Here is a 25,905-nt window from a genome sequence, read left to right on the forward strand (position 1 = left end):
ATCGGCGCTCGCCGGCGCTCTCCTGCTATTGTGTCATGTGTCGGTTACCGCCGCGCAGGAAGCCCCCCTCGACCGTCTGGCCGACGCGATGGAAAAGCGAAAGCCGGCCAAGACCGTCGGCCCTTCCTATCTGCCAGCGCCGACGCCTGCAATGAAGCGACGGGCCTTTGAAGCCATGCGAAGGCGGGTCCAGGCACCCGCCCTCGAAGTCCGGGCAAATGCGGCTCAAGCCGCAGCACGCGAAGGCCTTGCCGTGAGCCAAGAGGCCATGAACGCGCGCATCTATCAGGCCCTCGGCCTCGCGGCCCCGGGGCTTCAGGATGAGGTCGCGCCAATCCCTACAAGGCAACCCAAAATGGGCTTTGTTCCCCTGCTCTTCGCCTCATCGTCCATGCCAGTCGAGACCCTGCGCACCTATGCCGTGCAGCTTGAGCGGGTCGGCGGCGTGATCGCTTTCCGCGGCATGCCCGGCGGCATGAGACAAGTCGCGCCAATGGCCGAGTTGACCGCAAAAATGCTGCGGATCGATCCGGGCTGCGAGGGCCCCGCCTGTGCGATGCGCGACGTTCAGGTCGTGGTCGACCCCATCCTCTTCAGGCAGCACGGCGTTGGGCGCGTTCCTGCCTTCGCCATGGTGCCGGGCGATCCCACCCAACCCTATTGTGAGCGGGAGGATGAGGCAGGTCCACGCGCCTCACACCTCATCTATGGCGATGCAGCGCTTTCAGGGCTCGTCGAGGAATATGCGCGCCTGGGCGGCAAGGAGGAGGTCAGCGATGCTGCGGCTCGTCTTTCTCGGCGCTAAGGGCCTGTGGCCTCGCATCAAGGCACTCCCGCGCGAAGCGGCCGCGGCACTTGGCGGCAGAACCGGAGATCAACCCGCCAATCCGCGTCGTTTCCTCGCCTCCCTCGCTATCGTGGTGCCGATCGCCTGCCTCACCTGGACCGCCATACCAGCCGTCACCATCGTCATGAGCCCATCGATCGACGCATGGGCGGTCCGCGAGGCACCGGGGCCAATCCGCAAGGGCGATCTCGTGATGTTCGAACTCTCCCATCCGATCGCGGGTCCGCATGCCGTCAGCGTCACCAAGCGCGCGCTCTGCCTTCCTGGCGAACGCCTCCGCGAGGTCGAACGGCGCTCAATCCATGACGGCGCAGTGACGGGAAGCCTCTATTATTGCGGTGCCCATTATTTAGGAGCCAGCCGTCCCTTCGGGCGAAGAGGCCAGCGGCTCGATCACCTGCGCTGGGGCGACCACCCGTTGCCATCGGGCTATATCTATGTCGGCTCAGATCATCGCGACGGCTTTGACAGCCGCTATTTTGGCCCTGTGCGGATCGAGCGTCTGACGCGGATGGAGCGCGTGCTGTGAAGCACGTCCTCAAGGCATGGGCGTCGCTGGCAGCTTTGCTCATCGGCAGCCCGGCTGCTGCGCAGGCCGACCCGGTGAAGCGTGGCTTCTGGTGGTATGCGCTGCCCAAGCCCACCAACGAGGCAGAGGAGGCGCCCCCCGAGCCGCCGCTCATTCCGCCCATGGCGGAGCTTGCGCGCTGGAGCCCGCCGCGGATCGCCAAGCTCATCACCGAGCAACGCGATTATGCTGCAACCGTCCTCACCGTCGATGCCGTCGCTGACTTCTGGCGTCTCCAGGACTTTGCCCGCCGCAAGGCCCGGGCCTTCGCGGGCGTGACCCAGCTCGCGCTTCTCACCCATCCTGAACTGAGCGCGCGCAGCGCCTATCCGGTGGTGGGCGACGCGCGCGACGCCCAGGGCGCGCAGAAAGATGCGGCGCGGCGCGCCTATCTCCGAGCGAAGGGCAGTGAGTTCGCGCTCGTCATGTTTTCGCGCGCCAGTTGCGGATATTGCCGCGTCCAATGGCCACTCATCCAGCGCTTTCAGGATGAAATGGGCTGGCAGGTCAGTGCCCAGGATCTCGACCGCCGTCCGGACCTCAAGGCGAGGTTCGCGGTCGAGGTGACGCCCACGACCATGATCATTCGTCGCGGCACAAACCAGCGGATGGTGATCGCCAATGGGGTCGAGGCCTATCCCAACCTCATACAGACAGCCTATCAGGCGGTAAAATTGCTCTCTGGCGACATCAGGCCCGAGCAATTCCTGACCGGGGTGAGAACGGCGGAGCAATATTCGACCACGGTAGCGGCGGGATAGTCCTGCTGCGGGCGGCGTAAAAGTCGTCCACCTTGAAGCCTTTCTGCCGAGTCAGGGAGGTGTGGGGATCTACAGCGTGGAACTTTATCTTCAGGTCCGTCTGGCTTGCGCGGATGGCATGAGCCAACGGGCGGCGGCGAAGCGTTTCAATGTGTCGCGCGAAACGGTACGCAAGATGCTGTCGTTTTCATCGCCGCCGGGTTACCGGCGCCAGTCCGTACCGCAGCGCCCGAAGCTGGACGGGTTTGTGGCGATCATTGATGGATGGCTTGAGGGTGACCGCAGTGTCCCGCGCAAGCAACGCCATACGGCGAAGCGGGTATTCGACCGTTTGCGCACCGAGCATGGTTTCACCGGCGGCTATACGATCATCAAGGATTACATCCGGGAGCGCGAACAGCGCAGCCGGGAGATGTTCGTGCCGCTGGCGCACCCTGCGGGAGATGCGCAGGCCGATTTCGGGGAAGCGCTGGTGGAGATCGGCGGGGTGGAGCAGAAGGCCTACTTCTTCGCGCTCGATCTGCCGCACAGTGATGCCTGCTATGTGCGGGCCTATCCGGCGGCGGTGGCGGAGGCCTGGGTGGACGGACACGTGCATGCCTTCGCGTTTTTCGGCGCGGTACCGCGCTCGATCGTCTATGACAACGATCGCTGCCTTGTGACGAAGATCCTGCCCGACGGCACGCGGCAGCGTGCCACGCTGTTCAGCGCTTTCCTGTCACATTACGTGATCCGCGACCGCTATGCTCGCCCGGGCAAGGGGAACGAGAAAGGCAATGTGGAGGGGCTGGTAGGCTATTGCCGGCGCAACTTCATGGTGCCGATCCCGAAGTTCCCGACCTGGGAGGCGTTCAACCTGTGGCTGGAGGAGCAATGCCGCAAGCGCCAGCAGGACAAGGTGCGCGGGCAGAGCGAGACGATCGGTGAGCGGCTGCAGCGCGATCTCGCGGCCATGCAGCCTCTGCCCGCTACACCCTTCGAGGCCTGCGATCAGAAAGGCGGGCGGGTCTCCTCGCAATCCCTGGTGCGCTACAGGACCAACGATTATTCGGTTCCGGTGGCCTGGGGCCATCAGGAGGTCTGGATCAGGGCCTATGTCGATGAGGTGGTGATCGGCTGCCGCAGCGAAGTCATCGCCCGTCATCCTCGTTGCTATGCCCGCGAGGAGGTTGTCTTCGACCCGCTCCATTATCTCCCGCTGATCGAGCAGAAGATCAACGCATTCGACCAGGCTGCGCCTTTGCAGGGCTGGGACCTGCCCGAAGCGTTCACGACACTGCAGCGGTTGATGGAAGGGCGCATGCACAAACATGGCAGGCGCGAATATGTGCAGGTACTGCGCCTGCTGGAAACGTTCACCCTCGCCGATCTCCAGGCGGCGGTCGAACAGGCCATCGATCTTGGCGCCATCGGCTTCGATGCCGTCAAGCACCTCGTCCTGTGCCGGATCGAACGCGTACCGCCCAGGCTGGACCTGGACGTCTATCCCTTCCTGCCACGCACCACGGTCGAGAAGACCTTTGCCAGAGCCTATCTGAGCCTGCTCTCCGACCGGCAGGAGGCCGCATGAGCGATCAGGCCCCGGAGATCCTTCTCGCTCACCATCTCAAGGCGCTCAAGCTGCCTACGTGCCTGCGTGAGCATCACAAGCTCGCGCGGCAATGTGCCGCTGAAGGCGTCGATCATATCCGCTTCCTCGCCCGCCTCGTCGAGATGGAAATGATCGACAGGGAGCGTCGCATGGTCGAGCGGCGCATCAAGGCCGCGCGCTTCCCCGCCGTCAAAAGCCTCGACAGCTTCGACTTCGCCGCCATCCCCAGGCTCAACAAGATGCAGGTGCTCGAGATGGCGCGCTGCGAGTGGATCGAGCGGCGTGAGAACGCCATCGCTCTGGGGCCATCAGGCACCGGAAAGACGCACGTAGCGTTGGGGCTCGGACTGGCAGCATGCCAGAAAGGACTGTCGGTGGGCTTCACCACCGCGGCAGCGCTGGTCAGCGAAATGATGGAGGCCCGCGACGAGCGCCGTCTTCTGCGCTTCCAGAAGCAGATGGCCGGATACAAGCTGCTCATCATCGACGAACTGGGCTTTGTGCCGCTCTCCAAGACCGGCGCCGAACTGTTGTTCGAGCTGATCTCCCAGCGTTACGAACGCGGCTCCACCTTCATCACCAGCAACCTGCCCTTCGACGAATGGACCGAAACCTTCGGATCTGAGCGTCTCACAGGCGCGCTCCTCGATCGCCTGACCCATCACGTCAGCATCCTCGAGATGAACGGCGAAAGCTATCGCCTCGCGCACAGCCGGGCCCGCAAGGCCAAAACCAGACCCTGAAAATTACACCAATGCCGGGGGGAGTGGCCCTCGGGCTACGCCCTCACGCCACTCCCCCCGGCATGTAACACGATGGCCTGGTTTTACGCCGCCGAATGGCCGACTTTTGCTCCGCCGTTGACACCGGGGCCGGTGAAGAAGGTGGATTCTTCGACGCGCTGGCCAATGGCCCGGTGGCTGCGAGCGATCCATCGATCGAGACGGATCGGGGCGCACCATGACATTCCGCGCAGCGCTCGCCCTCTGCGTCATGGCCATCACTGCTGCGCCGCTTGGGGCAGCAAGCCCGAGCCGGGCAGATGCTGCGCGAGCAGCCATACATCCGGTCGCAAGCGAGGCTGCGATGCGCCGATGGCTCGGCCGGGTTCCGCGCACCACCGACTATCCACCCGATTTCGAAGCGACCATGCGCGGTCAGGGATCGGCAATCCTCATCGAGATGAGCAGTTCGCCCGGCTGCCTGCCCTGCGGCGATCTTTGGGGCAAATTCGCCAGATTGAAGGCACGGTACGGGATCTCCGTCCGCACTATCGCTAAGAGCGAAGCCATGCTTCGGTCCGGGCGGCTTGGCCTTCCATGGATTGGCCATCCGGTCGCCTGGCTGCGGCCGGTTGGCGATCCCAACCGTCTAATCCCCATCGCTGTCGGCACCGACCTTGAGGCCAATCTCGCACGCAACATCTACCTTGGCGTCAAGATGCAGACCGGCGTCCGACCGGCCGTTGGCGTGCGTGCCATGGCCAAATTTACCGGGATCGTGGGCGCTGGCGAATCTTCAGGAGCGCAGCCATGAGCCGGGCGATCTGGCCGCTGTCAGTGGCGCGCGAGCAGATCCTGGCCGGCTGCCTGAAGCGGCATGACGGCGATATCGCTCGACATGGGATAGATCTCCGTCCCGGGATAGATAACGAACCGACGCGCAGGCCGCAGATCCTCGCAAGCATGATGAAAGCCGCGCTCGACCTTGGGTGCGAGGCTACGCTTGATCTCATAGACCCACAGTTCGCCGCCAGGCAGGGTGATGAGCAAATCAATCTCTGCGCCTGCCGAGGTCCGGTAAAAATTGGCGACGCTGCCTTCAGGCGCTGCGGCAATAAGAGTCTCGATGGCGAAGCCTTCCCAACTCCCGCCTACCACGGGATGGCCAAGGATCGCCTCCTCATCCCCAAGCCCAAGCAGGGCGTGGACGAGGCCGCTGTCCCTGACATAGATGCGCGGCGATTTGACGAGCCTCTTGGCACTATTGCTGTGCCAGGGTTCAAGGCGGCGGACGAGCAACAGGTCGACGAGAAGGTCAAGATAATTGGCGACGGTCTTGGAATCCAGGCCGAGGCCGCGCGCGAAATCCGCTGCGTTAAGCAAACCCGACTGATGATGCGCAAGCATCGTCCAGAAGCGTCGCAGCGTCTCTGCTGCGATCCTTGGGCCAAGCATCGGAACGTCCCGCTCCAGATAGGTCCGGATGAAGTCCTGCCGCCAGCGCAGGCTCGAACGATCGCTGCGTCCCAGAAAGCTGTCCGGGAATCCGCCCCGGACCCAGAGGCGGTTCATAGCCTGCGCATCGATCTCGAGCGCATCGAGTGGCCCCATTTCAAGATAGCTGACTCGGCCGGCCAGGCTCTCGCCCGACTGGGCCAGCAGATCGATCGATGCGGAGCCCAGGAGGAGGAAACGCCCGGACTTGAAGCCGGCACGCCTGCCCTTGTCGATGAGACCGCGCAATGTCTGGAAGAGACCAGGCAGACGATGAACCTCATCCAGGATCACCAGCTTGTCCTGATGCCCCGAGAGATAAAGTTCGGGATCGCTCAGTTTTGCCCTGTCCGCCTCGGATTCAAGGTCGAGATAGATGGAAGGGACAGTCTCCCCAATCTCCAGGGCAAGGGTGGTCTTGCCCACCTGCCTTGGCCCAAGCAGCGCCACAGCTGGAGATTCGCTCAGGCGTTCAGTCACGCGCGTTGCGATACGACGGTCTATCATCCTAGCATTATTGGAAATCAATTCCTGATTTGCAAGGTTAATTTCTCGAAAAAGTTCCGGGAATGGCGGCCCGGGTCTCCCTTTACCCTTTTGTCCTGGAGACTTCCGCCATGCAACGTCCCAACAACCGCTGCCTGATTTCGGCCTTTTTTCTTCTCGCAGCCTGTAGTGGCAGCGCGCCCGCCTATGCCCAGAGTTGGGCAGAGCATTGGTTCGATAATGTGACCTATACCAGCCCTGGCAGCTTCGAGGACCAGACACGCGGCTATGTCACCGCCGGCGGCATGTCGGGCCGGGTCGACGTCCATGATGACTATCTGATGAGCCTGACACTTCCCAAGGTGAAAGCAGGCTGCGGCGGCATCGACATGTTCCTTGGCGGCATGTCCTTTCTCGACCCCGATTATCTGGTCGAGAAACTCGAAAGCATCCTTCAGGCGGCTCCCGCCGTCGCTTTTCAATATCTGCTCGAAACGCTCGACGAGAAAATGGGAAACATCATTTCGAAGATGGAAGCGGCTACCAATTACCTCAATTCCATCCAGGTCAATGACTGCCGCCTCGCCAACCGCATGGTCCAGATCGCCAAGGGCGATGACAATATGTCAGGCATCATCGAAGAAATGACTGGCTACAAGTCGGTAAAGGCCGGCCTCTCCAAAAGCTACCAGCAGAGCCGCGAGAAGATCCAGTCCAATCGCAATAATCCGACCGAGGATCTGAAGGACGCACTCGCCAACTGCCCAGCCGACGTCACCGACATCTTCAAGACTGGCTCCCTCCTCGCCCATGCCGCCGCCCGGGTCGGCGCCTCGGACTGGGCAGGCGTCATGCGGGCGCGGGTGGGCGACGTCTACATGCGCTGGGACGACAATGACAAGGTCCCGCTCTTCTCGGCCATCCCTGCCTGCGCTGCCCAGGACAGCGATTCACCTGACGATTTCCTGAGCGGCCGCGTGATGCGCCGCGCGCTCAATGTGCCTGCGACCAGTGCCGATTGCACCCAGGACGGTGGCAAGGGCGCGCTCAGCCTGACGCGCGAGCGCATGACAGGGATCGCGGAGAAGATCAGGACCCGCGCGGCCCTGACGGCAGAGGAGCGGCAGTTCGTCGCCAATGTCCGAACCTTGCCCGTTTATCGCATGCTCGAATGGGGCGTGCGGCAGGATGTTGTGGACTCGGTGATTGGTGACACCGACGATCTGGTGGCGCTGACCCTCGCCTATCAGATGCTCAACGACCTGACCCGCAGTATCGACTTCGCGCTCTCCAACGCGGAGCGAGGGACGACGGCAGCCGGCGCGGCTGACAGCAGCAGCGTCAATATCTGCCAGACCCGCATTCTCACCAAGGGTATCGAGCAACTGCGAGAACTCCGCGAAGAGGTGCTGCGCCAGCGCGCGCAGATGCGGCAATCCTACCTCGCCGCCCTCTCCCAGACGAACCTCTCGACCAGCTATGCCGGCCTCATCCGCCAGCGCGACAAGGATGCGCGCGATGCCGCCGGCGCCGCCGCAAACCGCAACCGCTGATCCGAAGGCCTGCTCCATGCGCAAAGCCCTCCGCACTCTTGCTGCCCTCGCTGCCCTTCTCCCCACCGCCCCGGCGCTGGCGCTGGAGGCGAGCTTTCATACCTATGACGGCTTTGCCGAGACGGTGGATGCCTTCCGCCTCGTCTCGATGATCTTCACCGATCCGCGTTACGAGACGCTGGTCCTGATCATAGCGGTGGTCGGCCTGGCGCTGGGCGCGGTCCTCGCCATGATCCGGGGCACCGGCATGGGCCTTGTTGCTTTTGGCCTTCAGATGCTTGCCGGGATCGGCCTCTTCGTCGGTCTCGTCGCGACCACTGGAACCGTCCATGTCTACGACCGGGTCCGCAATGCTTACCAGCCGGTCGGCGATGTCCCCAATCTCATCGTTCTGGTCGCAGGCGTCACCAATATGACGGAGCGCGCGCTCGCCGAGACCATCGACGACAATGTGCTCGATCCCCACGCCAAGCTCGAATTTGGCGCGGGCGGCCATGCGTTTGATCTTTTCCTCAATGCCGTCTCGCCGCGTGGCCCGATGACCGACGCCTTTCTCGACGCGACGATCAAAGATTATGTCCGTCAATGCTATCCGGTCGCGCGGGTGTCGCCCGCCTACGGGATCGACGACGATCAGCTTTTCCGCACCAGTTCCGATCTCCCTGCTGCCTTCGCCGCCATGGCAGGGCCCGCAACGTTCAGCACGGTCTTCACCGCAGCGGACAAGGGCGGCACGACGGTCAGTTGCGAGGAAGCCTGGCAGCATATCTCCGAGCGCCTGTCCGACGCCGCTATGTTCGAGAGCTATTCCGCTCAGGTCTGCACCCGGACCGGCTATGACATTGCTAAGCCGGATCAACTCGCCCGCTGCCGATCAAACCTGGCGGAGATGGGCGACATGATGCTGGGAACGCCACTCACCGCCCAGGCCTTCCTCACCAACATCCTTCTTGGCAACAGCGTGGGGGACGTTCTCTTCGAGGATAGCCCAGCGACTGCCTCCCGGGTCATGGCCAACAGGGCGATGGTCTCGAGCGGCCTTGCGACCATGTCGACGGCCAACGAATGGATGCCGACGATCCGCGCGACGGTGTTCGGGATCATGCTGTTCATGATGCCGATAGCGCTGCTCTTCATCCTGACGCCCATAAACCTGCGAGTTGCGAGTTTTGCTCTCGGTCTATTCGTGTTCGTCGCGCTCTGGGGCGTTATCGATGCCGGCATCTACCAACTGACCCTCGGACGCGCGATGGCGGTTCTGGCCGAGATGCGCTCGAACCATCTCGCCGCCAATGCCTGGATGCTGGCCCCCTCCTCCGCCATGAAGGCCCTTGCCATATTCGGGAGTTTTCGAACCGCCGCTGCGGGGCTGGCCGGTGCCTTCGTGTTCACCGTCTTCCGCTTTTCGGGCAATGTCTTCTCCGCCTTCACCAGCGGTTCGCTTGGGGCGCAGGCCCAAGGTTCCGCCGCTGCCGCCAACGTCTCGACGTCGGAAGGCTACGCCTCCGCGCTGGAAGCGCAGGCATCCGCCATGGGCACAGGCGCCCGCCGTGGCGCGGCCTCGGGTTTTGGCGACTTTGGCGAGCGCTCGAGCTTTGCCGCCAATCGCGGTTTTGGCGCAGCCGGCGCGATCGGCGCAGCCCATGGCGACGGTAGTCCAGGCGGCACCGCAATGGCGCTTGGCGGAATCGACGCGGCACGTGAGCTGGGCGGCCTCGCCCCGGCGCTGACGGGCAAGGATCTCAGCGATCCAGCTACGGCAAGCGCCGTGCGCGCAGCCGCTGCGACAGGCGCGATCCACAGTTTCGCCGAGAAAGATGCCCTGCGAAAACTCGGCACCGGCTATTTTGGCGGCGGGGAAGCGGGGGAAAAGACGTTCGCCGGTTTCACCCAAAATCTGGTCCAGTGGCGGGCCTTCGGCGACACCCGCGCCTATGGCATGATGATGCAGGGCGCGACGCGCCATTTCGAGCGCGCCGGCTACTCAGGCGAGGATGCCCAGTTGAAGGCCAGCGGCGTGATTGCACAAGCCAGCGCCGATCCGACCTTCGCTAAACTGATCGCGAACAGCTTTGCCCAGGAACAGATGTTGCGCAACGACCTGACCCAGGCTCAGGTCCAGGTTGGCGCGATGGAAGGCCGCCGCGATTATGCGGGTGACCAGGTCGCATCGGTCGAACGGGGCAATGTCTCGACCGAACAGGCGCACCGCACCGGAGGCAATGAAGGTCAGCGCCAGGCGGCAGCCATGCTTGGATTGCCGGTCGATGAAATGAGCCGCCGCATCTCCTTCATCAATGCGCTCTCCGGCGAAGCGCGCTCTTCCGCCATCACTCAACTCTCCCGCGAGACGGGTCGCAATGAGGCGCAGGTCGCGCGGGCGCTGGAGACCTATCGAGCGTCCACCGAGCTCGGGACGGCTGATGGCGCCACGGCCGAGGCGGCCCGGGAAGGCACAAGTGTCTACGGTCGCACCCGGGAAGCCGCCGGCTATGATTTTGCGGAACGGTCGGGCAAGCTCGATGCCCAGCGTGAGGTCGGACATGACGGGACGCGGGAGGCGGCACGGATTGGGGAGCAGCGTCGGCAATCTGAAAATTTCGGCTTTGCCGAGGGCGCGGCTGCCGCAGGCGTATCGACGCGAGAAGCCGCACGGCTCGACAGCTTCATCCGGACACTGACCGACACATCGGGCAATCAGGTTGATATGGCCGAAGGCGGCGCGGAAGGCATCGCCGACCGCGCGCGCAACGCCCGCCTCACTGGCATCGTGGACAAGGAGCGCCTCACCCGTATGCAGTCGCTCCTCCGCGCGAACGGTATCGACCTGAGCAAGCGCCAGATCGCGATGGACCAGAATGGCGATTTCAGCCTCAACCTGACACCGGCAGCGGCCGCCCAGATGTGGCAGGCCGGTCTCCTCAATGAAAGCCAGCTAGGCGCTGTGGCCAATGGCGGTCACGCCCGCTTCAGCCTTGCCCATAATGATCTTCTCGTCTCCAGCAGCGCGGGCTTCGAGCAATCGGCACGCAACGACAGCAGCACGCGGTTCGAGGCCGGCAAACAGGCTGGGCCCGATACGATCGAGCATTTCATGGGCGGAGGGGCGGAAGGCCGCGCCGCCATGGCCAACTGGCTGCGCGGTGGGTTCGAGATGGACCGCAAGGGCGATTGGCGGCTCAAGCCCCAGGTCGCCGATACCCTGCAGCGCGACGTTCAGGCTATTATGGCGCAGACCGGCTGGGAGCGGAATATTTCGCGATCGGCACAGGATCAGACGGCATTCGGCATTTCAGTAAAAGGCGAAATCGGCGGCGGTGCCGTGAGCGGCGCCCCCCTTGGCAAAGCGTCAGCCCCGTCTCGAGGCGCTACCGGTCGAAGTGGAGGCTCCATAGGTGCCTCGTCACAGGAAAGCAGCATCACAAGCGAGACAGCCAACTCTCAGCTAAATGTCGTCAATTACGATGTGCGCGAAGCGATAGCGAAGGCAGAGAAAGCAGCATCCCGATCGGCAAATCCAAGCGCAGAATTCGCAGATCAGCTATCATCTGAGATTCTGGGTCCCCAGGGGCTCCGTAACCGGTATCTCGGCGAGGCGGACAGCAGACGAGGGACGACAGACCTGACCGCTCCGATAAACTCGATCGAACAAGCGTCTATCCTCCGTAGTGGCGGCTTTTCGAACGATCTAGATAACGGGCCAGCGGATGGAAACTCCGCCTTTAAGAAGCGCGATTGATATAGGCTGCGTTCAACGGATTGAGGGTATTACCGACCCAAAGTGTTCCAGAGCGGGGATCCAAAGGATCGAATTCGCACGGCATTCCCGACGGCCCGTAGCTGTCAGCGCCGAGAAACATCTCATCTGCGACTTCGGCATCACTGTCGGCATGAGACTGCGCGGCCAACCACTCACGGAAGAAGCCGAAACACAGGATGAATGCGACGAGAGGCGGGAAAAAGAAGATCGTCAAAAACCCGGCTGCCGCTGAGCCGTAGAAATCGCCGAGTCGCTGCACGTGCTCACTGGCAGCCATTCCGCCCCAATAGAGCGGAACAGCGGACCACCAGAGCTTCGCGTAGACTGGACGCCATAACCAGTCGCCGATCCTAAGTGGTCGACTATCGGCTAAACCGGGCCTGTCCTGATCTGCATTCGGCATAAGTTGTTCCTTGTAGACAACATATCACCCTGACCGCCTCACGAAAGCGGAAATGCCTCAATTTTTGTGGGTTTTCCACCGTTTCACCTAGCAACCTCCCCTCAGTCCGCTCATCGCCTCGTCGGAGTAATCGTCACCGGGCGAGCGCCGCAAACATTGAGATCATGACTCAAGCCAGCTTGATACGTGGTGCGAACTGAAGCATAATTTCCGACGGCGGGCAGACCTTCATCAAGAAGGATGCTCAATGACACGTGAACGTTATCCAAACTCAGAGCCAGACCCCTCATATCGGGATCGAAGGCGCCAGACGGATCGGCTTTTGAGGCTGAAGGCGGTCATTTCGAGGACCGGCATGCCGATATCGACGATCTATCGTCGCGAGCTCGCAGGCCGGTTCCCTAGACGCCTGCGCATCGGTGTTCGGGCGGTTGCCTGGTATGAGAGCGAGATCGAGGAGTTCATCGCGAACCCTATGGGATATCGGCCCTCGAACAGTCCTGCGAGGATCGAACTTCGCGGCTATTTGCCACCAAGCCAAGCCTGATCCGGAGGCCGGCGTTGTTGTATCGGTCGCTCCCATACAGCCGATGGGAGCGACCGGCACATTCAGGCCGCCGTGTCTCCCTTCAGGCTCGTCTCCCGCGATAGAAGTTCGTGAGGAGACACCAGTCCCTCGGAAATCATGTCAGCCCACACCTGATGGAGCGAGGTCCGCGGCCTTCGATAACGCGATCGATTATAGGACCATTCCGAAGCAGAAACGCCTTCAGGAACGTGCGCCAGGATCATGTCGATGACCATCCGATCGCCGTCGCGTTCAAGATCGGCGGCCCGTTCATTCATGATCGTCGAGAATGATGAACGCCAACCATGAGGCACCATCTGGCCTTGATACCGTCCCCCTGCCATGCGCTTGTACATTGTGCTGAGCGCTGCATCCGACATGGGTTGCCTCCAGCCTTTCGCGCTCGGAAACAGGATCGGAAGGCTTCCTGTGATCATCCGAATAATTCTGAGCACTTCGACGGCTTGATGGCAGAGAGGGACGTCGTGCCCGAAGGCTGGATTTTCCTTGTCCTCGACGACAAGTTTCATCCGGCTCGCCGGGATACGCCAGATCGGTTGATCTGGCGGTGTATCAGGATCGTCCCAATCTATTCCCTGAAACTCCGACCATGGTGCTGCCCGCAGGACGCCAACGCGCACCAGGGTCAGGCCCAAAAGCCGGGATGCCAGTTTCGTCAAAAGATTCGAGGTTGATCGATCGACACAGCGCTGGAACTCGATGATATCAGCGACCTCGGTCAGCGCGGGCTGACGTCGCCCCCGCCGCGCGGGCTTCAATGCGCTTTTGATCTCATCGATCTCCATGAGGATGGGGAGCTCGACAAGCCTCTCTCCCTTTGCCCGTTTGAAGATGCTATGGACATAGCCGCGCACACGCTTGGCGGTCTCGATCGATCCTCTCGCCTCAATCCTTCGCAGCGCGCGCAAGATCGCCTCGCTTTCTATGTCGCCGACTGGAATGCTTCCAAATTGCGGAAAGAGATCGCGGTCCAGCCGATTCTTGACACGCGTGTAATTCGAAAGCGACCAAGTCGGTTTCATGTCTGCGAGCCATTCGTTGCCGAGCTTGCGGAACGTCGCCTCCGATGCCGCCCGGCGCTGCATCTTCACCTTCTTCTTCTCGATGGCAGGGTTTTTGCCCTGCGCGAGAAGTTCGGCGGCCTTTGTGCGAGCCTCCCGCGCCGCGACCAAACCGAGGTCGGGAAACTTACCCAGGGTCAAAAGTCGCTCACGCTCGCCGAAGCGATATTTAAAGCGCCATGACTTTCCTCCCGCCGGCGAGACGATCAGGAACAAGCCTTTCGAATCAAACAATTTATAATCCCGCGATGTGGGCTTGGCGTTTGCAATCTTATTATGTGTGAGTGCCATCGGAAAAATACCCCAAAATCGGAGCTCCGATACCCCCAAATCTACCCCTCGATTCGTGAACAGTTTCAAACTGCTACGGACTATTCTGAACGCTCATGGCTGTATAATCCTTTGTTTTACAAGGGATTATTGATAGCATGGAATAGTGCTGGATGGTAGTTTTGGTGGGCCCGGCAGGACTTGAACCCGCAACCTATCCGTTATGAGCGGACAGCTCTAACCAATTGAGCTACAGGCCCCACCTGCGCTGCCGATAGGCAGCATCACGCCGCTTGGCAAGCCCGTCCGCGCATAGGGACTGCGGCAATGAATTGATCCAGGCTGGCGGCGGTAACGCCGCGGCGCTCCAGATGGGTCAGCACGCCGTCCCACCAGCGGTAAAAGGTCGTCCGATCGCCTTCAGTACGGACATAAGGCGTATGTCCAGGCTCCAGCGTGGGCGAATGGAAGCTGAAATTCAGCACGCGCACGCCTTCATCGATCAGCGCGTCGATCGCCGATATCGCCTCATGCAGCGGCACACCTTCAGGCGTCAGCGGGATGCGGCTGAGCATCCGGGCGCGCGACAGGGCTCCCGCCAGCGGCCCCATCGCCTGCGCCGCGCGATACAGGCGCTCGCCGCCGCCGCGCAGCAGCCCGGCAAAGGCCGTGGACAGCGGCAATTCGATCAGCGACCGGGTCGGTCCCGCCCAATAAGGATGTTGCGGCAGGCCATGGAAATCGGGGCCATTCTGGTGGCTATAGTCGAACCGGCTGCGGACCGAACTGTCGAGGCGAAAGCCCGCCTCCTCCAGCAAGCGTGCGCTGCTGGCGCCAACGCCATAGCGCCCGGCGCGATAGGCGATGGGGCGACGGCCGAACCGTTCCTCGATGCGCTGGCAGAGCGCCTCCAGCTTGGCGCGCTCGATCGCTTCAGGGAGGAAGCCGACATAGCTGTTGGCCGCGTTCACATCCTCCACATGGGGCGGATTGACCCAGGGGTGGAGGTGCGCGCCGATATCGGCCGCGCCATCATTAACCCATTGTCCCATCATTGCGGCCGCCGCATCGCTGTCGATCACTGGATAATCGGTGACATAGATAGGCTTGACCCCAGCGGCGGCGAAATAGGCCTGACCGCGCGCCATGCCCGGCAGGGCCGTGACGCGATTGCTGGCGCGGCTGAACGGCGCATCCCAGTCAAACTCTTCCTCGGTATCGACGAACAGCATGAAACGGGCGCCGAAGGCGGGATCGAGGGCGATCATGTCCTGCGCCAGCGGCGGCCGGAGCAGATTGCCATCATGAAGTTGAGCAGTCATGTCGCATCTCTATCGCTCAATGGTTGCGATAGGGTTTCCCTGCCCCCTTCAGACTTGGCCTCATGCCTAGCCCTTCAGGCGTGATCGGCCAGACCGCTGGCGACCGCGACCGCGGGGATGGTCAGCAGCAGCCGTCCCGGCTCAATCGTCAGTCCGCCGCCGCACGTGGCGGCCAGGCCGCGGATCAGCCGCAGCGAAAAGCCCAGGCCCAGCAACGGACCATCGACCCAATCGCCGCTGGCGTCATAGCCCGGATCTAGCAGTTGCGCCTCGTCCATGCCGACCAGGGTGGAGGGGCGGTCGATCGCGAAGACAACCCGCCCGGCCGCGCCGTCCGGCTGAAACCAGCAGGCGCCAGTCACCGGTTCGGCGACCGGCGCGACCGAAATGGCGGTGCGCAGCAGATGCTGCACCATCCGTTCGCCCTGCACCGGATCGATCCGCACCTGCGGCAGGCCTGGTGCGATGGCGATGTCGATGCCGACGGCGCCCTGATCGGCAAAGCGCGTCGAGATCTGCGTCACCAACAGCGCCGGGTCGATAAGCTGGGGCATGGTCGCGCCGTCGCCGCGCGACACCCTGGCCGCCAGATCCAGATCGTCGAACGCCGCGAGCAGGTGGCGCGCATCAACCGCGATCTTGCCCGCCATGTCGCGATATTGGATGCCGGCCGCGCCGAACAATTCCTGTTCGATGATCTCGGCAAAGCCCAATATGGCGTTCAGGGGCGTGCGCAATTCATGGACCAATTGCCGCAACGAGTCGGCCGACAGTCCGGCAATGGCCATGGCTGCGGGCTTGGGTTCGCTGGCGACTTCATGCAGGAAAGGACGGCGCGCCTGTCCGCGATAGCCCTGGAAACGGCCTGAGCGGGTGTCGAAAAAGGGCGTTGCGGACAGACGCCACTCGCCCGCCATAGCCCCGCCGACGATAGTATAGCGCCCATTCTGGAAGCCGCTGCGGCGCGCGAAAGCGCCGGCGACATGGGCGTCGGGTCCGCTGCCGCCTTCGAGCGCGACATCGCCCAGCATCAGCCCGATCAACGCCGCGCGCGGTCCCTGATCGATCCACAGGATGATGCCCTCTGCATCGGTTTCGAACGTGAAGTCGCGGGGCGCGGCCTCTCTGTCGGGAAAAGCGTCGCCATTGGCGGCTTCGGGCGGCTTGCGCGCGCTTGTGAAGCGCGCAATCCGATCGACCAGGTTGCGGATCTGACCTTCGTCGCCCGGTTGCGGGCGAAGCGGCGTCACCTTCGCGGATGCCCTTGGCTCGACGGGCGAGGGATCAGGTTTCGCCAGCATCTCCGGCGTCAGGATCATGTCGCTGTTGCCGATCATGTCCTGCCGCGCGGTGGACAGGACCAGATCATGCGCGCCGAAGGCTTCGAGCGCCTGCCGCGTTGCCGGACCGATATCGCGCCGACCGCGCAGCACGCCGCGCGCCGTGGGCGTCAGATGCGGCAGCAGGTCGATCCAGGCCGTTTCCGGCAACTGTGCCCGCGCCGTGGCGGCGGCGGCGATCGAGGGCCGATCATTGGCGAAGAAGGCGACCAGGCTGGGCGAGCGCAGGCGACCGCCCAATTCCACGACCGTCGCGATTCGTTGCGTTTCAGTCAGTTGCGGCCGTAGCGCGGACAGCCGGTCGAGCAGCGCGCCACGCGCCGACGCGGCCATGGCGGGCCGATCCGGCCTATCGCGCTGGGCAAGGAGGTCGACACATTGGCGCCACAACGTCACCGCGCCCAGCCCGCTACGGTCCTGCGCCGCCAGCACTGTCTGCATGAGATCGTCGAAACGCACCAAAATCCCCAAATCATGCGGGTTATCAGCCTGTGCCCCGCAGCGCACGGATACGGCCCCGGTCATCGATAGGCGCTCCACGCGGAAAGGAAAAGGCCCCGATGCCGCGAACGAAAGCGATCGTCGCATAGTGGGACAATTGCATTGCCCTGAAACATTATTATGATGGGTCGCATAAACAGGACAGGAAATAAGCGAAATAATGGCCGGCCCCAATATCGACGACATCGACATGCAGATTCTGGGCGAACTGCAACAGGACGGCAGGATGACCAATGTGGAATTGGCACGCAAAGTCGGCCTGACGGCGCCCCCCTGCCTGCGTCGCGTGCGCGCGCTGGAGGAAGCCGGCGCGATCAAATCCTACCATGCCGTCGTCGATCCGGCGATGCTTGGCTACACCATCACCGTGTTCGCCATGGTCAGCCTGAAAAGCCAGGCGGAGGCCGATCTGAAAGCGTTTCAGGACCATGTCGCATCGCTGCCCGAAGTGCGCGAATGTCACATGCTGAACGGCGAAATCGACTTCATCCTGAAAGTGGTGGCGCGCGACTTGCAAAGCTTCCAGCAGTTCCTGACGTCGAAATTGACGCCAGCGCCCAATGTGGTCAGCGTCAAGACGTCGCTCACCATCCGCACATCAAAGAACCAGCCCGGCGTCCCCCTGCCCGTCTGAACCCGGACGGCGCAGGGGGTCCGGCGCGTCAGCCGACCTTGCGATCCTGATGCTGCGCCCAGGCGGTCCAGAAACCCGCGATTGCGGTCCAGGGACCACTGACCCGCGCCAGGGTCGCCTGGGCGCTGGGCAGGTCGCCGGACCGGGCCAGCGCCACGCCCAGCCGCGCATTGGCGCGCCCTTCGTCGATCCCGCCCTTGCTCAGCGCCAGCCGATATTGTTCGACCGCCTGCGGGAATTGGCCTAGCGAGAAATAGCTGTCCGCGACGGCCAGCGCATCCTTGCCATTGCCTGCCACCGCCGCTTTTTTCGCAATTGCGGGCAGAGCGACGATTTCCTTCGTCGCCTTGGGTGTAACGCTCTTGAGCAACTGGCTGGTCACGCTCTGGGTCGGAGTCAACTTGCCCGCCTTGCGGCCGGATTCGATGATCGCCTTGGCTTCGGAATAATAGCCTGATTTCTCCGCCGCCTGCGCATAGGCCTGATAGTCGCGCTCGCTCGCCATCGCGCCATTGGCCGCCTGCAGACGGTAAAGATCGAGCTGCAGTTGCGGCTCCAGTTCAGCGGCCGATTGGTAATTAACCAGCGCGGATCGCCATTCTTCCTTGCCATCCCGCTGGTTCAGCCGGTCGCGATAGAGTTGCCCGACTTCAGTCCAGTCACCGGCCTGATAGGCCATGGAGATCGCCCGATCGATCCAAGCCAGCGGCACCGGCTGACCCGACGCTTTGTGGCGGGCTATGGCTTCCTGCACGAAGGGGCGGGCGTCCTTGGGCTTGTTGCGGCGCAATGCGATATCAGCGCGCAACATGGTTGCGTCGATGCCGTCATACCCCAGCGTCTTGGCGTAATCGAGCTGCGCGGTGGCGTCCGTATAATTGCCGACCATGTAGGACAAATAGGCCGCGACATAGCGCAACCGCGGCGCTTCGCTGCGCGGCAGGGCCGTGGTCTTGAACAGGTCGGTCAGGGCGATACGTTCGGCCTGCACGTCGCGGCGTTGCGCGGCGAGTTGGAAGCGCATGCCTGCCGCCACATAAGATTCAAAATCATTGGTGGGGATGAGCGATGCGATGCGGGCGCTCGCCGTCGCCACATCACGCGCCTTGAGCGCCGCTTCGGCCGCTTGCGCGCCAGCGCGAAAACCGTCGGACATTTCGATCGGCGGGCCGACCACGGCCGGCGCTTTCTTCTTTGCTGCCACAGGCGTTGCGACGACCGCAATGGCGGCCGCCAGCGCCGCCAGCGGCAGGCGGGAAATCTTGATATCGATGCGCATGGGCCGCCCCGGCTCCCCCGAAAATATAGTCTTCAAAGCCCATGGGCGCGCGGCCAGCACGCGCCCATGGATAATCATCAGGCCCCCTTGGTGCCCAGATAGGCAAGCCACAGGCCAGCGACCTGCTTGCGCGAACCGGCCTGCACCGCTTCAAACGCGGCCTTGGCGCCAGCCGTGTCGCCGCCCAGCGTCTTGGCGATGCCAAGTCGCGAATTAATCTCGTCCGCTTCCACGCCGCCCTTCTGCTTGGCGAGTTCGAACATGGCCGCAGCCTTGGCGTAATCGCCATAGCCAAGATAAGCGTCGCCGGTGGCGGCTGCGATCTTGCCGTTGGCAGCCTTCTGCGCGTCGGCTTCGGCCGCACCCAGCGTGCTCTTGTCGCCTGCGATCTTCGGCACGGCGGTCTGATAGACGTCAGCGCCCTGGGTCGCGTTCAGCACGCCCTTGGACCGGCCAGCGTCAATGGCGGTCTTGACCTCGCCATAAATGCCGGTCTTCGAGGCCATTTCGGCATATTCGGTATAGTCGGCCGCAATGACCAGGCCGCCCGAAACCGACAGAAGACGCAGAACGTCAAGATTTTCGCGGTTCGAAATATTGGGGTTGGCGCGCTGGAACAGGCGCACCAGTGTCCGCAGATTCTGACCGCTCGGTTCAGCCTGATAGGCCATCTTCGCCCATTCGGTCACGTCCGGCAGCTTGGCCGCCTCGGCCCGGCTGACGCCGATCTGATACCATTGGGCCGGAACCTGCTGGCCCGCCGCCTTCATCGCATCAGCCGCGGCCTTCAGCGCCGTCAGACCCTGCTGATTGAAGCCGCGCGCCGGCTCGACCGAACCATTGCCGGTGCCCGCCTTGCCGAAATAGGCCTGGGCGATGGTGGGCTGCACCGATTCCGCTTTGTATCCGGCGGCAAGCGCCGCCTGGCCGCGCTGGATCGCCACGTCGTAATTCTTCGCGGCCATCGCCTGATCGGCGGCGATCGCATTGAACTGGCCTGCCTGTTCAGGCGGGGTCAGGCCGCTATCGAGCATCTGGTTGAGCGCTTCGCTCTGCAAGGCCGTGTCCTTGGCGGCGATCGAGGTGTTCAGCTTGATCGCGCCGATCTGATATTTGTCGTCATTCGACGTGGCCTTGCTGTCCGCTTCGGCCAGTGCGGCTTTGGCGCCCGCAAAATCCTGCGCTTCGGAAGCCTTTTGCGCGGTTTGCAGCGCCTTGATGACGTCAGGCGACACGTTGAGCTTCGGGCCGGCCTTCTTCTCTTCCTTCTTCGCAGCGAAGGCAGGGGCGCTGATCGCGCCACCGGTCATAGCCAAAGCCAGCGCGAGCGCCACCGGGGTAACAAAACGCATGATCCTCATCTCCTTTGCGCGCCTGACGGGGGAACAGCAGGCGACCTTTCGCGGTTGAGCGCCGATTAGGGGACGGCGCGTGAACGGCCATTGAACAAGCCGATATCGTCAGATTTTGCAACCGTTATACAGCCGCTTCGTTCCACTTGCGAACATATCCACTCCCCATAGCGCCCTGGTTGCACATGCGGGCGCGCGGGCGTGGCCAAGGGGTGACAGATTTGTTTCGCTCAGCTAGGGGTTGAGCAACAGAATCCATCCTGAAAAAGAGAATCGCATTGACCGACGAGACCGTCCTCGCCGACCCTTCGGATATCAGCCCCATCTCCATCGTGGACGAGATGAAGGCAAGCTATCTCGACTATGCCATGTCCGTCATCGTGGCCCGCGCCCTACCGGACGTGCGCGACGGGTTGAAGCCGGTTCATCGCCGCATTCTCTTCTCTGCCCAGGAATCGGGCTTCGTCTACAACCGCCCCTATCGCAAGTCGGCCCGTCTGGTCGGTGAGGTGATGGGTAAATATCACCCGCATGGCGACAGTTCGATCTACGACGCCTTGGCACGCATGACTCAGGACTGGTCGATGCGGGTTCCGCTGATCGACGGTCAGGGGAATTTCGGTTCCATGGACCCCGATCCGCCAGCGGCCATGCGCTACACCGAAGCGCGCCTGGCGAAGGTCGCGACGGCGCTGCTGGACGATCTCGACAAGGACACGGTCGACTTCACGCCCAACTATGATGCATCGGAAAGCGAGCCGCAGGTTCTGCCCGCGCGATTCCCCAATTTGCTCGTCAATGGTGCAGGCGGCATCGCGGTCGGCATGGCGACCAATATCCCGCCGCATAATCTGGGCGAAGTGCTGCGCGCCTGCCTCGCCTATATCGACAATCCCGGCATCACGACCGACGAACTGATCGCCATCGTCCCCGGTCCCGATTTCCCCACCGCGCCGCTGATCCTGGGCCAGTCGGGCGCGCGCAGCGCCTATCATACCGGCCGCGGCTCCATCATGATGCGCTCGCGCCATGTGGTCGAGGAAGGGCGCGGCGACCGCCAGTCGATCGTCCTGACCGCCATCCCCTATCAGGTCGGCAAGAACGGCCTGGTTGAAAAGATCGCCGAAGCCGCCAAGGACAAGCGGATCGAAGGCATCAGCGACATTCGCGACGAGTCCAGCCGTGAAGGCGTGCGGATCGTCATGGACCTGAAGCGCGACGCGACCCCCGAAGTCGTGCTGAACCAGTTGTGGCGCAACACGCCGGCCCAGTCGAGTTTCCCGGCCAACATGCTGGCGATCCGCGGCGGTCGCCCCGAATTGCTGGGCCTGCGTGAGATCATCGAAGCCTTCGTCAAGTTCCGCGAAGAGGTCATCACCCGCCGCACCAAGTTCGAACTGAACAAGGCGCGCGACCGGGCGCATATCTTGCTGGGCCTGGTCGTCGCGGTCAGCAATCTTGACGAAATGGTCAAGATCATCCGCGGATCGTCCAGCCCGGCCGAAGCCCGCGAAAGGCTACTGGCGCGCGAATGGCCGATCGGCGAGATCGCCCCCTATCTGCGCCTGGTCGAAGCGATCGAGACGGATGTCCATGGCGACATCTACAAGTTGAGCGACATTCAGGTCCGCGCGATCCTGGACCTGCGCCTGCATCGCCTGACCGCTCTGGGCCGCGACGAAATCGGCAAGGAACTGGCCGAACTGGCCGAGGCGATCGCCGAATATCTCGCCATATTGGGCGACCGGGTGAAACTCTATGCGGTGATGCGCGAAGAGTTGGAGGCGATCGAAAAGGAATTTGCGACCCCGCGCCTGTCGGAGATCACCGCCGCCGCCGACGGCATCGAGGACGAGGATCTGATCGAGCGCGAGGAGATGGTCGTCACCGTCACCGTGCAGGGCTATATCAAGCGCACCCCGCTCGAAAGCTTCCGCGCTCAGGCGCGCGGCGGCAAAGGCCGGTCCGGCATGGCGACCAAAGATGAGGACGCCGTCACCGAAATGTTCGTGACGTCGACCCATACGCCGGTGCTGTTCTTCTCAACCGCCGGCAAGGTCTATCGCATGAAGGTGTGGCGCTTGCCCGAAGGCGGCCCGGCGACGCGCGGTCGGCCGATGGTCAACCTGCTGCCGCTCGGCCCCGGCGAAACCATCCGCACCGTGCTGCCGCTGCCCGAAGACGAGGATAGCTGGAAGGATCTGCACGTCATGTTCGCGACAGCGAACGGGACAGTTCGACGCAACAGCATGGACGCCTTCGCCAATGTGCCAAGCAACGGCAAGCTGGCGATGCGCTTCGATGAGGGTAGCGAAGATCGCCTGATCGGCGTGGCGCTGCTGACCGAAGAGGATGACGTTCTGCTCGCTACCCGCCAGGGCAAGGCGATCCGCTTCGCCGCGACCGACGTGCGCGAATTCCAGAGCCGCACTTCCACCGGCGTGCGTGGCATGACGCTCAAAAATGATGACGAGGTGATCTCGTTGTCGATCCTGCATCGGTCCGGCGCGGAGCAGGAACAGCGCGAGGATTATCTGCGTTTCGCCCCGTGGAAGCCGGAAAAGGAGGGCGAAATGGCCGATCAGGCCATGTTCGTCCATATGCGGGAAAATGAGCAGTTCATTCTGACCGTCTGCGCCAATGGCTATGGCAAGCTGTCGTCCGCCTATGACTATCGCCGCACCGGGCGCGGTGGTCAGGGCATCACCAATATCGACAATATCGGCCGCAACGGCCCCGTGGTCGCCAGCTTCGCCGCTACCCAGGCCGATCAGTTGATGCTGGTCACCGACCAGGCGAAGTTGATCCGTATGGGCCTCGACAGCCTGCGCGTCATCGGCCGCAATTCGGCGGGCGTCCGCCTGTTCGATGTGGCCAAGGACGAACATGTCGTGAGCGCCGCCAAGATCGAGGAAAGCGAGGAGGCCGAACCGACCGAGGCTACGCCGGTAGCATGAGCGACCTGTTCGCCTACAAGGTGCTGACGGCGGAGCAATATGAACAGTTCAAGGCCGACGGCGTGTTCAAAGGCGCGCCGATCGACCTGACGGACGGTTATATCCATATGTCGACCCGCGACCAGGCGGCCGAGACGGTGGCCAAGCATTTTGCCGGGCAGGACCGGCTGGTCATGCTGATGATCGATCTGGCGCCGTTCGGCGATACGATCAAATGGGAGGAATCGCGCGGCGGCGCGCTATTCCCCCATCTCTATGCCGACCTGCCGATCAGCGCGGTTGCGGGCAAGGTCGTGCTGCGCATCGGCGACGATGGGCGGCACCAGTTTCCGGCAGGATTTTGATCCGCCGGCATGTGTTGATCAGGGGACGCGCTGCATCCCCGTTACGCGGCCGCGACTGACCCGATAGTCCCAGCCGCCCCAGCGGATATGGTTGGACATGACGGCCATCGCCTGCACCGCCAGATGCGCCCATGTCACAGCGAAGGGCGCCACCATATCCCATAGCAGCGATCGCCGCGCCTTCACCGCCTGTTTCGGCTCCAGCACCGCGCCGATGATCGATCGCCGCACCAGCGCCCGGCTCCACGCAGCGCCATAGCCGATCGCGACCGCGATCCAGCCGCCCCAGCCCAGCGCCCAGGCCCAAGCGGCCGCCTGCACCGCGACCACGCCGGTTGCCAGGCCCCACATGCCGATGCTGTTGGTGGCGATATGACGGTACTGGCGAACGCCGAAATCCAGCAGGTCGGCGATGCGCCCTTCCAGCGGACTCGCCACCAGCAGGTCGCGCACCGGCCGCAGCCGCAATTGCGCGCGCCAGCCCGCCAGCCCGATCGTCATGTCGTCGGACAGGCGACCGGCCAGCGCCGCGCCCAGGTCCAGCCGATCCGCCACCGCCCGCGTCAAGGCCATGGCCCCGCCCCAGGGCATGGTCGCGCTGGCGAACCGCGGCAGCGTCGCCAACTGCAACTCGACCGCGCCGACCAAGGTCGCCACCGCTCCGCTTTCCGGCAGCAGCAGGCGATAGCCAGTGACGATGTCGGCTTTTCCCCGCACCAGCGGGAAAAGCAGCCGCCCGACCAGCCGCGTCGGCGGCTCGATATCGGCGTCGATGAAGACCAGGTAGCGATCGTCGGCACGCAACGCTCGCAGGGCCGCGCGCAACTTGTGGACCTTGCGTCCTTCATCCTGCGCCATCCCCGCTGCGACGAGTTGCACCCAGTCGCCCTCCCGCGCTCGCAATGCCTCGGCCGCCGGGCAGGCGCCCGACGTCGCCAGCAACAGGCGGAACGGCGCGCTTTGCGCCTTCAACCGCGCGATCAATTCATCGCCGCCATCCCAATCGTCACGGACGCTGAGGATCAGCACGACGCCATCGGGCGCTTCCTCTTTCCGGTCCTTGGGCAGGTTGCGCCCATAATTGACGACGCCCAACACAGTCAGCGCCTGTAACAAGAACCAGACCCACAACATCATCACAACGCCCACGCCTCTTTACCGTCATGCACGCTGCTGTATGACGCTTGGGCGATGCTCTCCAACCCCTTTCTCTTCATCGTGATGCGGTTGCTGCCCGCCCGCCTGGCCTCCTGGTTCGGGGGCTGGCTGTCGGCCCATGTCGCACGCCGCAATATGAAATTGCGCGACGCGCGCGCGCGCGCCAACCTCGCCCTTTTGCGCCCCGACCTACCCGATGCCGATCGGGAAGCCATATTGACACGCCGCTGGACGAATATCGGACGCACCATGGCCGAACTCGCCAATATCGATCGGCTGGTGAACGACGCTCATGTCACCGTAATCGACCGGGTCGGGTACCAGGCGGTTTTGGAAGGTCCCGGTCCCATGGTCGCCTTCACCTGCCATCTGGGCAATTGGGATCTGCTGGCCGCCTATATCAAATGGTCGACCGACCGACCCGGCCTTGGCGTCTATGAAGACCCCGAAGACCCCAGGATCGCCGCCCAACTCAAAAGGGCGCGCTCCAGCTATATGGGCGAAGCGATCGGCGGCGGCGGCGCGGCACGCGGCGTCCTTAAGCACCTGACCCAAAAGGACCGGGCGACCCTCTATATATTGGCCGACGAACGACGCGAGCGTCAGGTCTGGTTCCCCACCTTCGGCCGGTCGATCGAGCCGTCGGGCAACCTGTCGATCGCGCTGCGCCTGGCGCGCAAGGTCGGCGCGCGCTTCCTGCCCTTTTATCTGGTGCGCACAAAAGGCCCGCATTTTGCGCTGCATTGGCATCCGCCGCTCGATCCTCGCGACATGAGCGACGCGGATATCGTCGCGACGCTCGACCGTTTCCTGGGCGCAGCCTGCATCGCCCATGCCGACCAATGGCTGGCGCTGCATGATATGGACCTGACCGCGACCGCCATGTGACTTGCGCGCGCTTCCCCGCTAAAGC

General features: G+C 63.2%; 21 protein-coding genes, 1 tRNA gene and 1 pseudogene. 14 read left to right on the forward strand and 9 right to left on the reverse strand.

Going from position 1 to position 25,905, the window contains the following annotated elements; translation table 11 throughout:
• The first annotated feature begins 37 nt into the window (after positions 1–37).
• The 7 genes and pseudogenes from V473_RS09095 to V473_RS09120 all read left to right on the forward strand — a co-directional run bounded on the left by V473_RS09095 (position 38) and on the right by V473_RS09120 (position 5,303).
• The gene (locus V473_RS09095) at positions 38–805 is read left to right on the forward strand and encodes a type-F conjugative transfer system pilin assembly protein TrbC (protein ID WP_330219413.1); all 768 of its coding nucleotides are present in this window, start codon (positions 38–40) and stop codon (positions 803–805) included.
• A complete protein-coding gene (locus V473_RS09100; protein WP_066602875.1) occupies positions 777–1,376 on the forward strand; it encodes a S26 family signal peptidase in 600 nt (199 codons plus the stop codon). Before V473_RS09095 ends, V473_RS09100 begins: the two co-directional genes overlap by 29 nt.
• A complete protein-coding gene (locus V473_RS09105; RefSeq protein WP_066602876.1) occupies positions 1,373–2,176 on the forward strand; it encodes a conjugal transfer protein TraF in 804 nt (267 codons plus the stop codon). Before V473_RS09100 ends, V473_RS09105 begins: the two co-directional genes overlap by 4 nt.
• 76 nt (positions 2,177–2,252) lie before the next feature.
• Positions 2,253–3,746 (forward strand): IS21 family transposase, encoded by a 1,494-nt coding sequence (gene istA, locus V473_RS09110; protein WP_011950768.1) that lies wholly within the window; start codon positions 2,253–2,255, stop codon positions 3,744–3,746.
• On the forward strand, positions 3,743–4,510 hold the full coding sequence (istB, locus tag V473_RS09115; protein WP_007686288.1) for an IS21-like element ISSsp5 family helper ATPase IstB: 768 nt from the start codon (positions 3,743–3,745) through the stop codon (positions 4,508–4,510). Before istA ends, istB begins: the two co-directional genes overlap by 4 nt.
• Before the next feature lie 122 nt (positions 4,511–4,632).
• Positions 4,633–4,731: pseudogene (locus V473_RS24620) on the forward strand (conjugal transfer protein TraF); the annotation flags it as partial.
• A gap of 122 nt (positions 4,732–4,853) precedes the next feature.
• A complete protein-coding gene (locus tag V473_RS09120) occupies positions 4,854–5,303 on the forward strand; it encodes a hypothetical protein (protein ID WP_330219414.1) in 450 nt (149 codons plus the stop codon).
• 20 nt (positions 5,304–5,323) lie between these two features.
• Here V473_RS09120 and V473_RS09125 read toward each other — a convergent pair whose 3' ends face one another.
• Complete coding sequence (locus V473_RS09125) at positions 5,324–6,463, reverse strand: ATP-binding protein (protein ID WP_244884359.1); 1,140 nt, start codon at positions 6,461–6,463, stop codon at positions 5,324–5,326.
• A 137-nt stretch (positions 6,464–6,600) separates the two neighbouring features.
• Here V473_RS09125 and V473_RS09130 point away from each other — a divergent pair, with 137 nt between their 5' ends.
• Positions 6,601–8,022, forward strand: coding sequence for a conjugal transfer protein TraH (locus V473_RS09130; RefSeq protein WP_066602885.1), 1,422 nt, complete (start codon positions 6,601–6,603; stop codon positions 8,020–8,022).
• Positions 8,023–8,038: 16 nt separating this feature from the next.
• The gene (locus V473_RS09135; RefSeq protein ID WP_066605400.1) at positions 8,039–11,761 is read left to right on the forward strand and encodes a conjugal transfer protein TraG N-terminal domain-containing protein; all 3,723 of its coding nucleotides are present in this window, start codon (positions 8,039–8,041) and stop codon (positions 11,759–11,761) included.
• Here the strand turns inward: V473_RS09135 and V473_RS09140 are convergent.
• Complete coding sequence (locus V473_RS09140; protein WP_066602887.1) at positions 11,745–12,185, reverse strand: hypothetical protein; 441 nt, start codon at positions 12,183–12,185, stop codon at positions 11,745–11,747. The two genes, V473_RS09135 and V473_RS09140, sit on opposite strands and share 17 nt — an antisense overlap.
• A gap of 247 nt (positions 12,186–12,432) precedes the next feature.
• On the opposite strand from V473_RS09140, the gene V473_RS24545 reads away from it, so the two are divergent.
• Entirely contained in the window at positions 12,433–12,732 is a 300-nt protein-coding gene (locus V473_RS24545; protein WP_082679050.1) for a helix-turn-helix transcriptional regulator, read from the forward strand.
• 62 nt (positions 12,733–12,794) lie between these two features.
• On the opposite strand, the gene V473_RS09145 is transcribed toward V473_RS24545, so the two are convergent.
• From V473_RS09145 to V473_RS09160, 4 genes are all read right to left on the reverse strand, one after another.
• Positions 12,795–14,126 (reverse strand): tyrosine-type recombinase/integrase, encoded by a 1,332-nt coding sequence (locus V473_RS09145; RefSeq protein WP_066602889.1) that lies wholly within the window; start codon positions 14,124–14,126, stop codon positions 12,795–12,797.
• Between the two features lie 162 nt (positions 14,127–14,288).
• A tRNA-Ile gene (locus V473_RS09150) sits at positions 14,289–14,365 on the reverse strand.
• 24 nt (positions 14,366–14,389) lie between these two features.
• Positions 14,390–15,427 carry a polysaccharide deacetylase family protein gene (locus V473_RS09155; protein ID WP_066602893.1) on the reverse strand — a complete coding sequence of 346 codons (1,038 nt, stop codon included), beginning with the start codon at positions 15,425–15,427 and terminating at the stop codon, positions 14,390–14,392.
• 74 nt (positions 15,428–15,501) lie between these two features.
• A complete protein-coding gene (locus tag V473_RS09160; protein ID WP_244884418.1) occupies positions 15,502–17,208 on the reverse strand; it encodes a sensor histidine kinase in 1,707 nt (568 codons plus the stop codon).
• 220 nt (positions 17,209–17,428) lie between these two features.
• Here V473_RS09160 and V473_RS09165 point away from each other — a divergent pair, with 220 nt between their 5' ends.
• A complete protein-coding gene (locus V473_RS09165; protein WP_066602894.1) occupies positions 17,429–17,902 on the forward strand; it encodes an Lrp/AsnC family transcriptional regulator in 474 nt (157 codons plus the stop codon).
• Between the two features lie 28 nt (positions 17,903–17,930).
• Here the strand turns inward: V473_RS09165 and V473_RS09170 are convergent, their stop codons facing one another.
• Both V473_RS09170 and V473_RS09175 read right to left on the reverse strand, forming a co-directional pair.
• Positions 17,931–19,181, reverse strand: a complete 1,251-nt coding sequence (locus tag V473_RS09170; RefSeq protein WP_066605403.1) for a tetratricopeptide repeat protein — start codon at positions 19,179–19,181, stop codon at positions 17,931–17,933.
• Between the two features lie 77 nt (positions 19,182–19,258).
• Entirely contained in the window at positions 19,259–20,533 is a 1,275-nt protein-coding gene (locus V473_RS09175) for a hypothetical protein (RefSeq protein ID WP_066605405.1), read from the reverse strand.
• A gap of 278 nt (positions 20,534–20,811) precedes the next feature.
• Here V473_RS09175 and gyrA point away from each other — a divergent pair, with 278 nt between their 5' ends.
• Together gyrA and V473_RS09185 are read left to right on the forward strand one after the other, a co-directional pair.
• Positions 20,812–23,490 carry a DNA gyrase subunit A gene (gene gyrA / locus V473_RS09180; RefSeq protein ID WP_066602901.1) on the forward strand — a complete coding sequence of 893 codons (2,679 nt, stop codon included), beginning with the start codon at positions 20,812–20,814 and terminating at the stop codon, positions 23,488–23,490.
• A complete protein-coding gene (locus V473_RS09185; protein ID WP_066602904.1) occupies positions 23,487–23,834 on the forward strand; it encodes a DUF952 domain-containing protein in 348 nt (115 codons plus the stop codon). Before gyrA ends, V473_RS09185 begins: the two co-directional genes overlap by 4 nt.
• Positions 23,835–23,852: 18 nt before the next feature.
• Here V473_RS09185 and V473_RS09190 read toward each other — a convergent pair whose 3' ends face one another.
• The gene (locus V473_RS09190; protein ID WP_408021492.1) at positions 23,853–24,971 is read right to left on the reverse strand and encodes a glycosyltransferase; all 1,119 of its coding nucleotides are present in this window, start codon (positions 24,969–24,971) and stop codon (positions 23,853–23,855) included.
• 54 nt (positions 24,972–25,025) lie between these two features.
• Between V473_RS09190 and V473_RS09195 the strand changes: the two genes are divergently transcribed.
• Positions 25,026–25,880: a lysophospholipid acyltransferase family protein gene (locus V473_RS09195; protein ID WP_066602907.1), complete on the forward strand. Its 855-nt coding sequence runs from the start codon at positions 25,026–25,028 to the stop codon at positions 25,878–25,880.
• Positions 25,881–25,905 lie beyond the last annotated feature (25 nt).

It is taken from the genome of Sphingobium cupriresistens LL01 (assembly GCF_001046645.1).
Classification (GTDB): Bacteria; Pseudomonadota; Alphaproteobacteria; order Sphingomonadales; family Sphingomonadaceae; genus Sphingobium; species Sphingobium cupriresistens.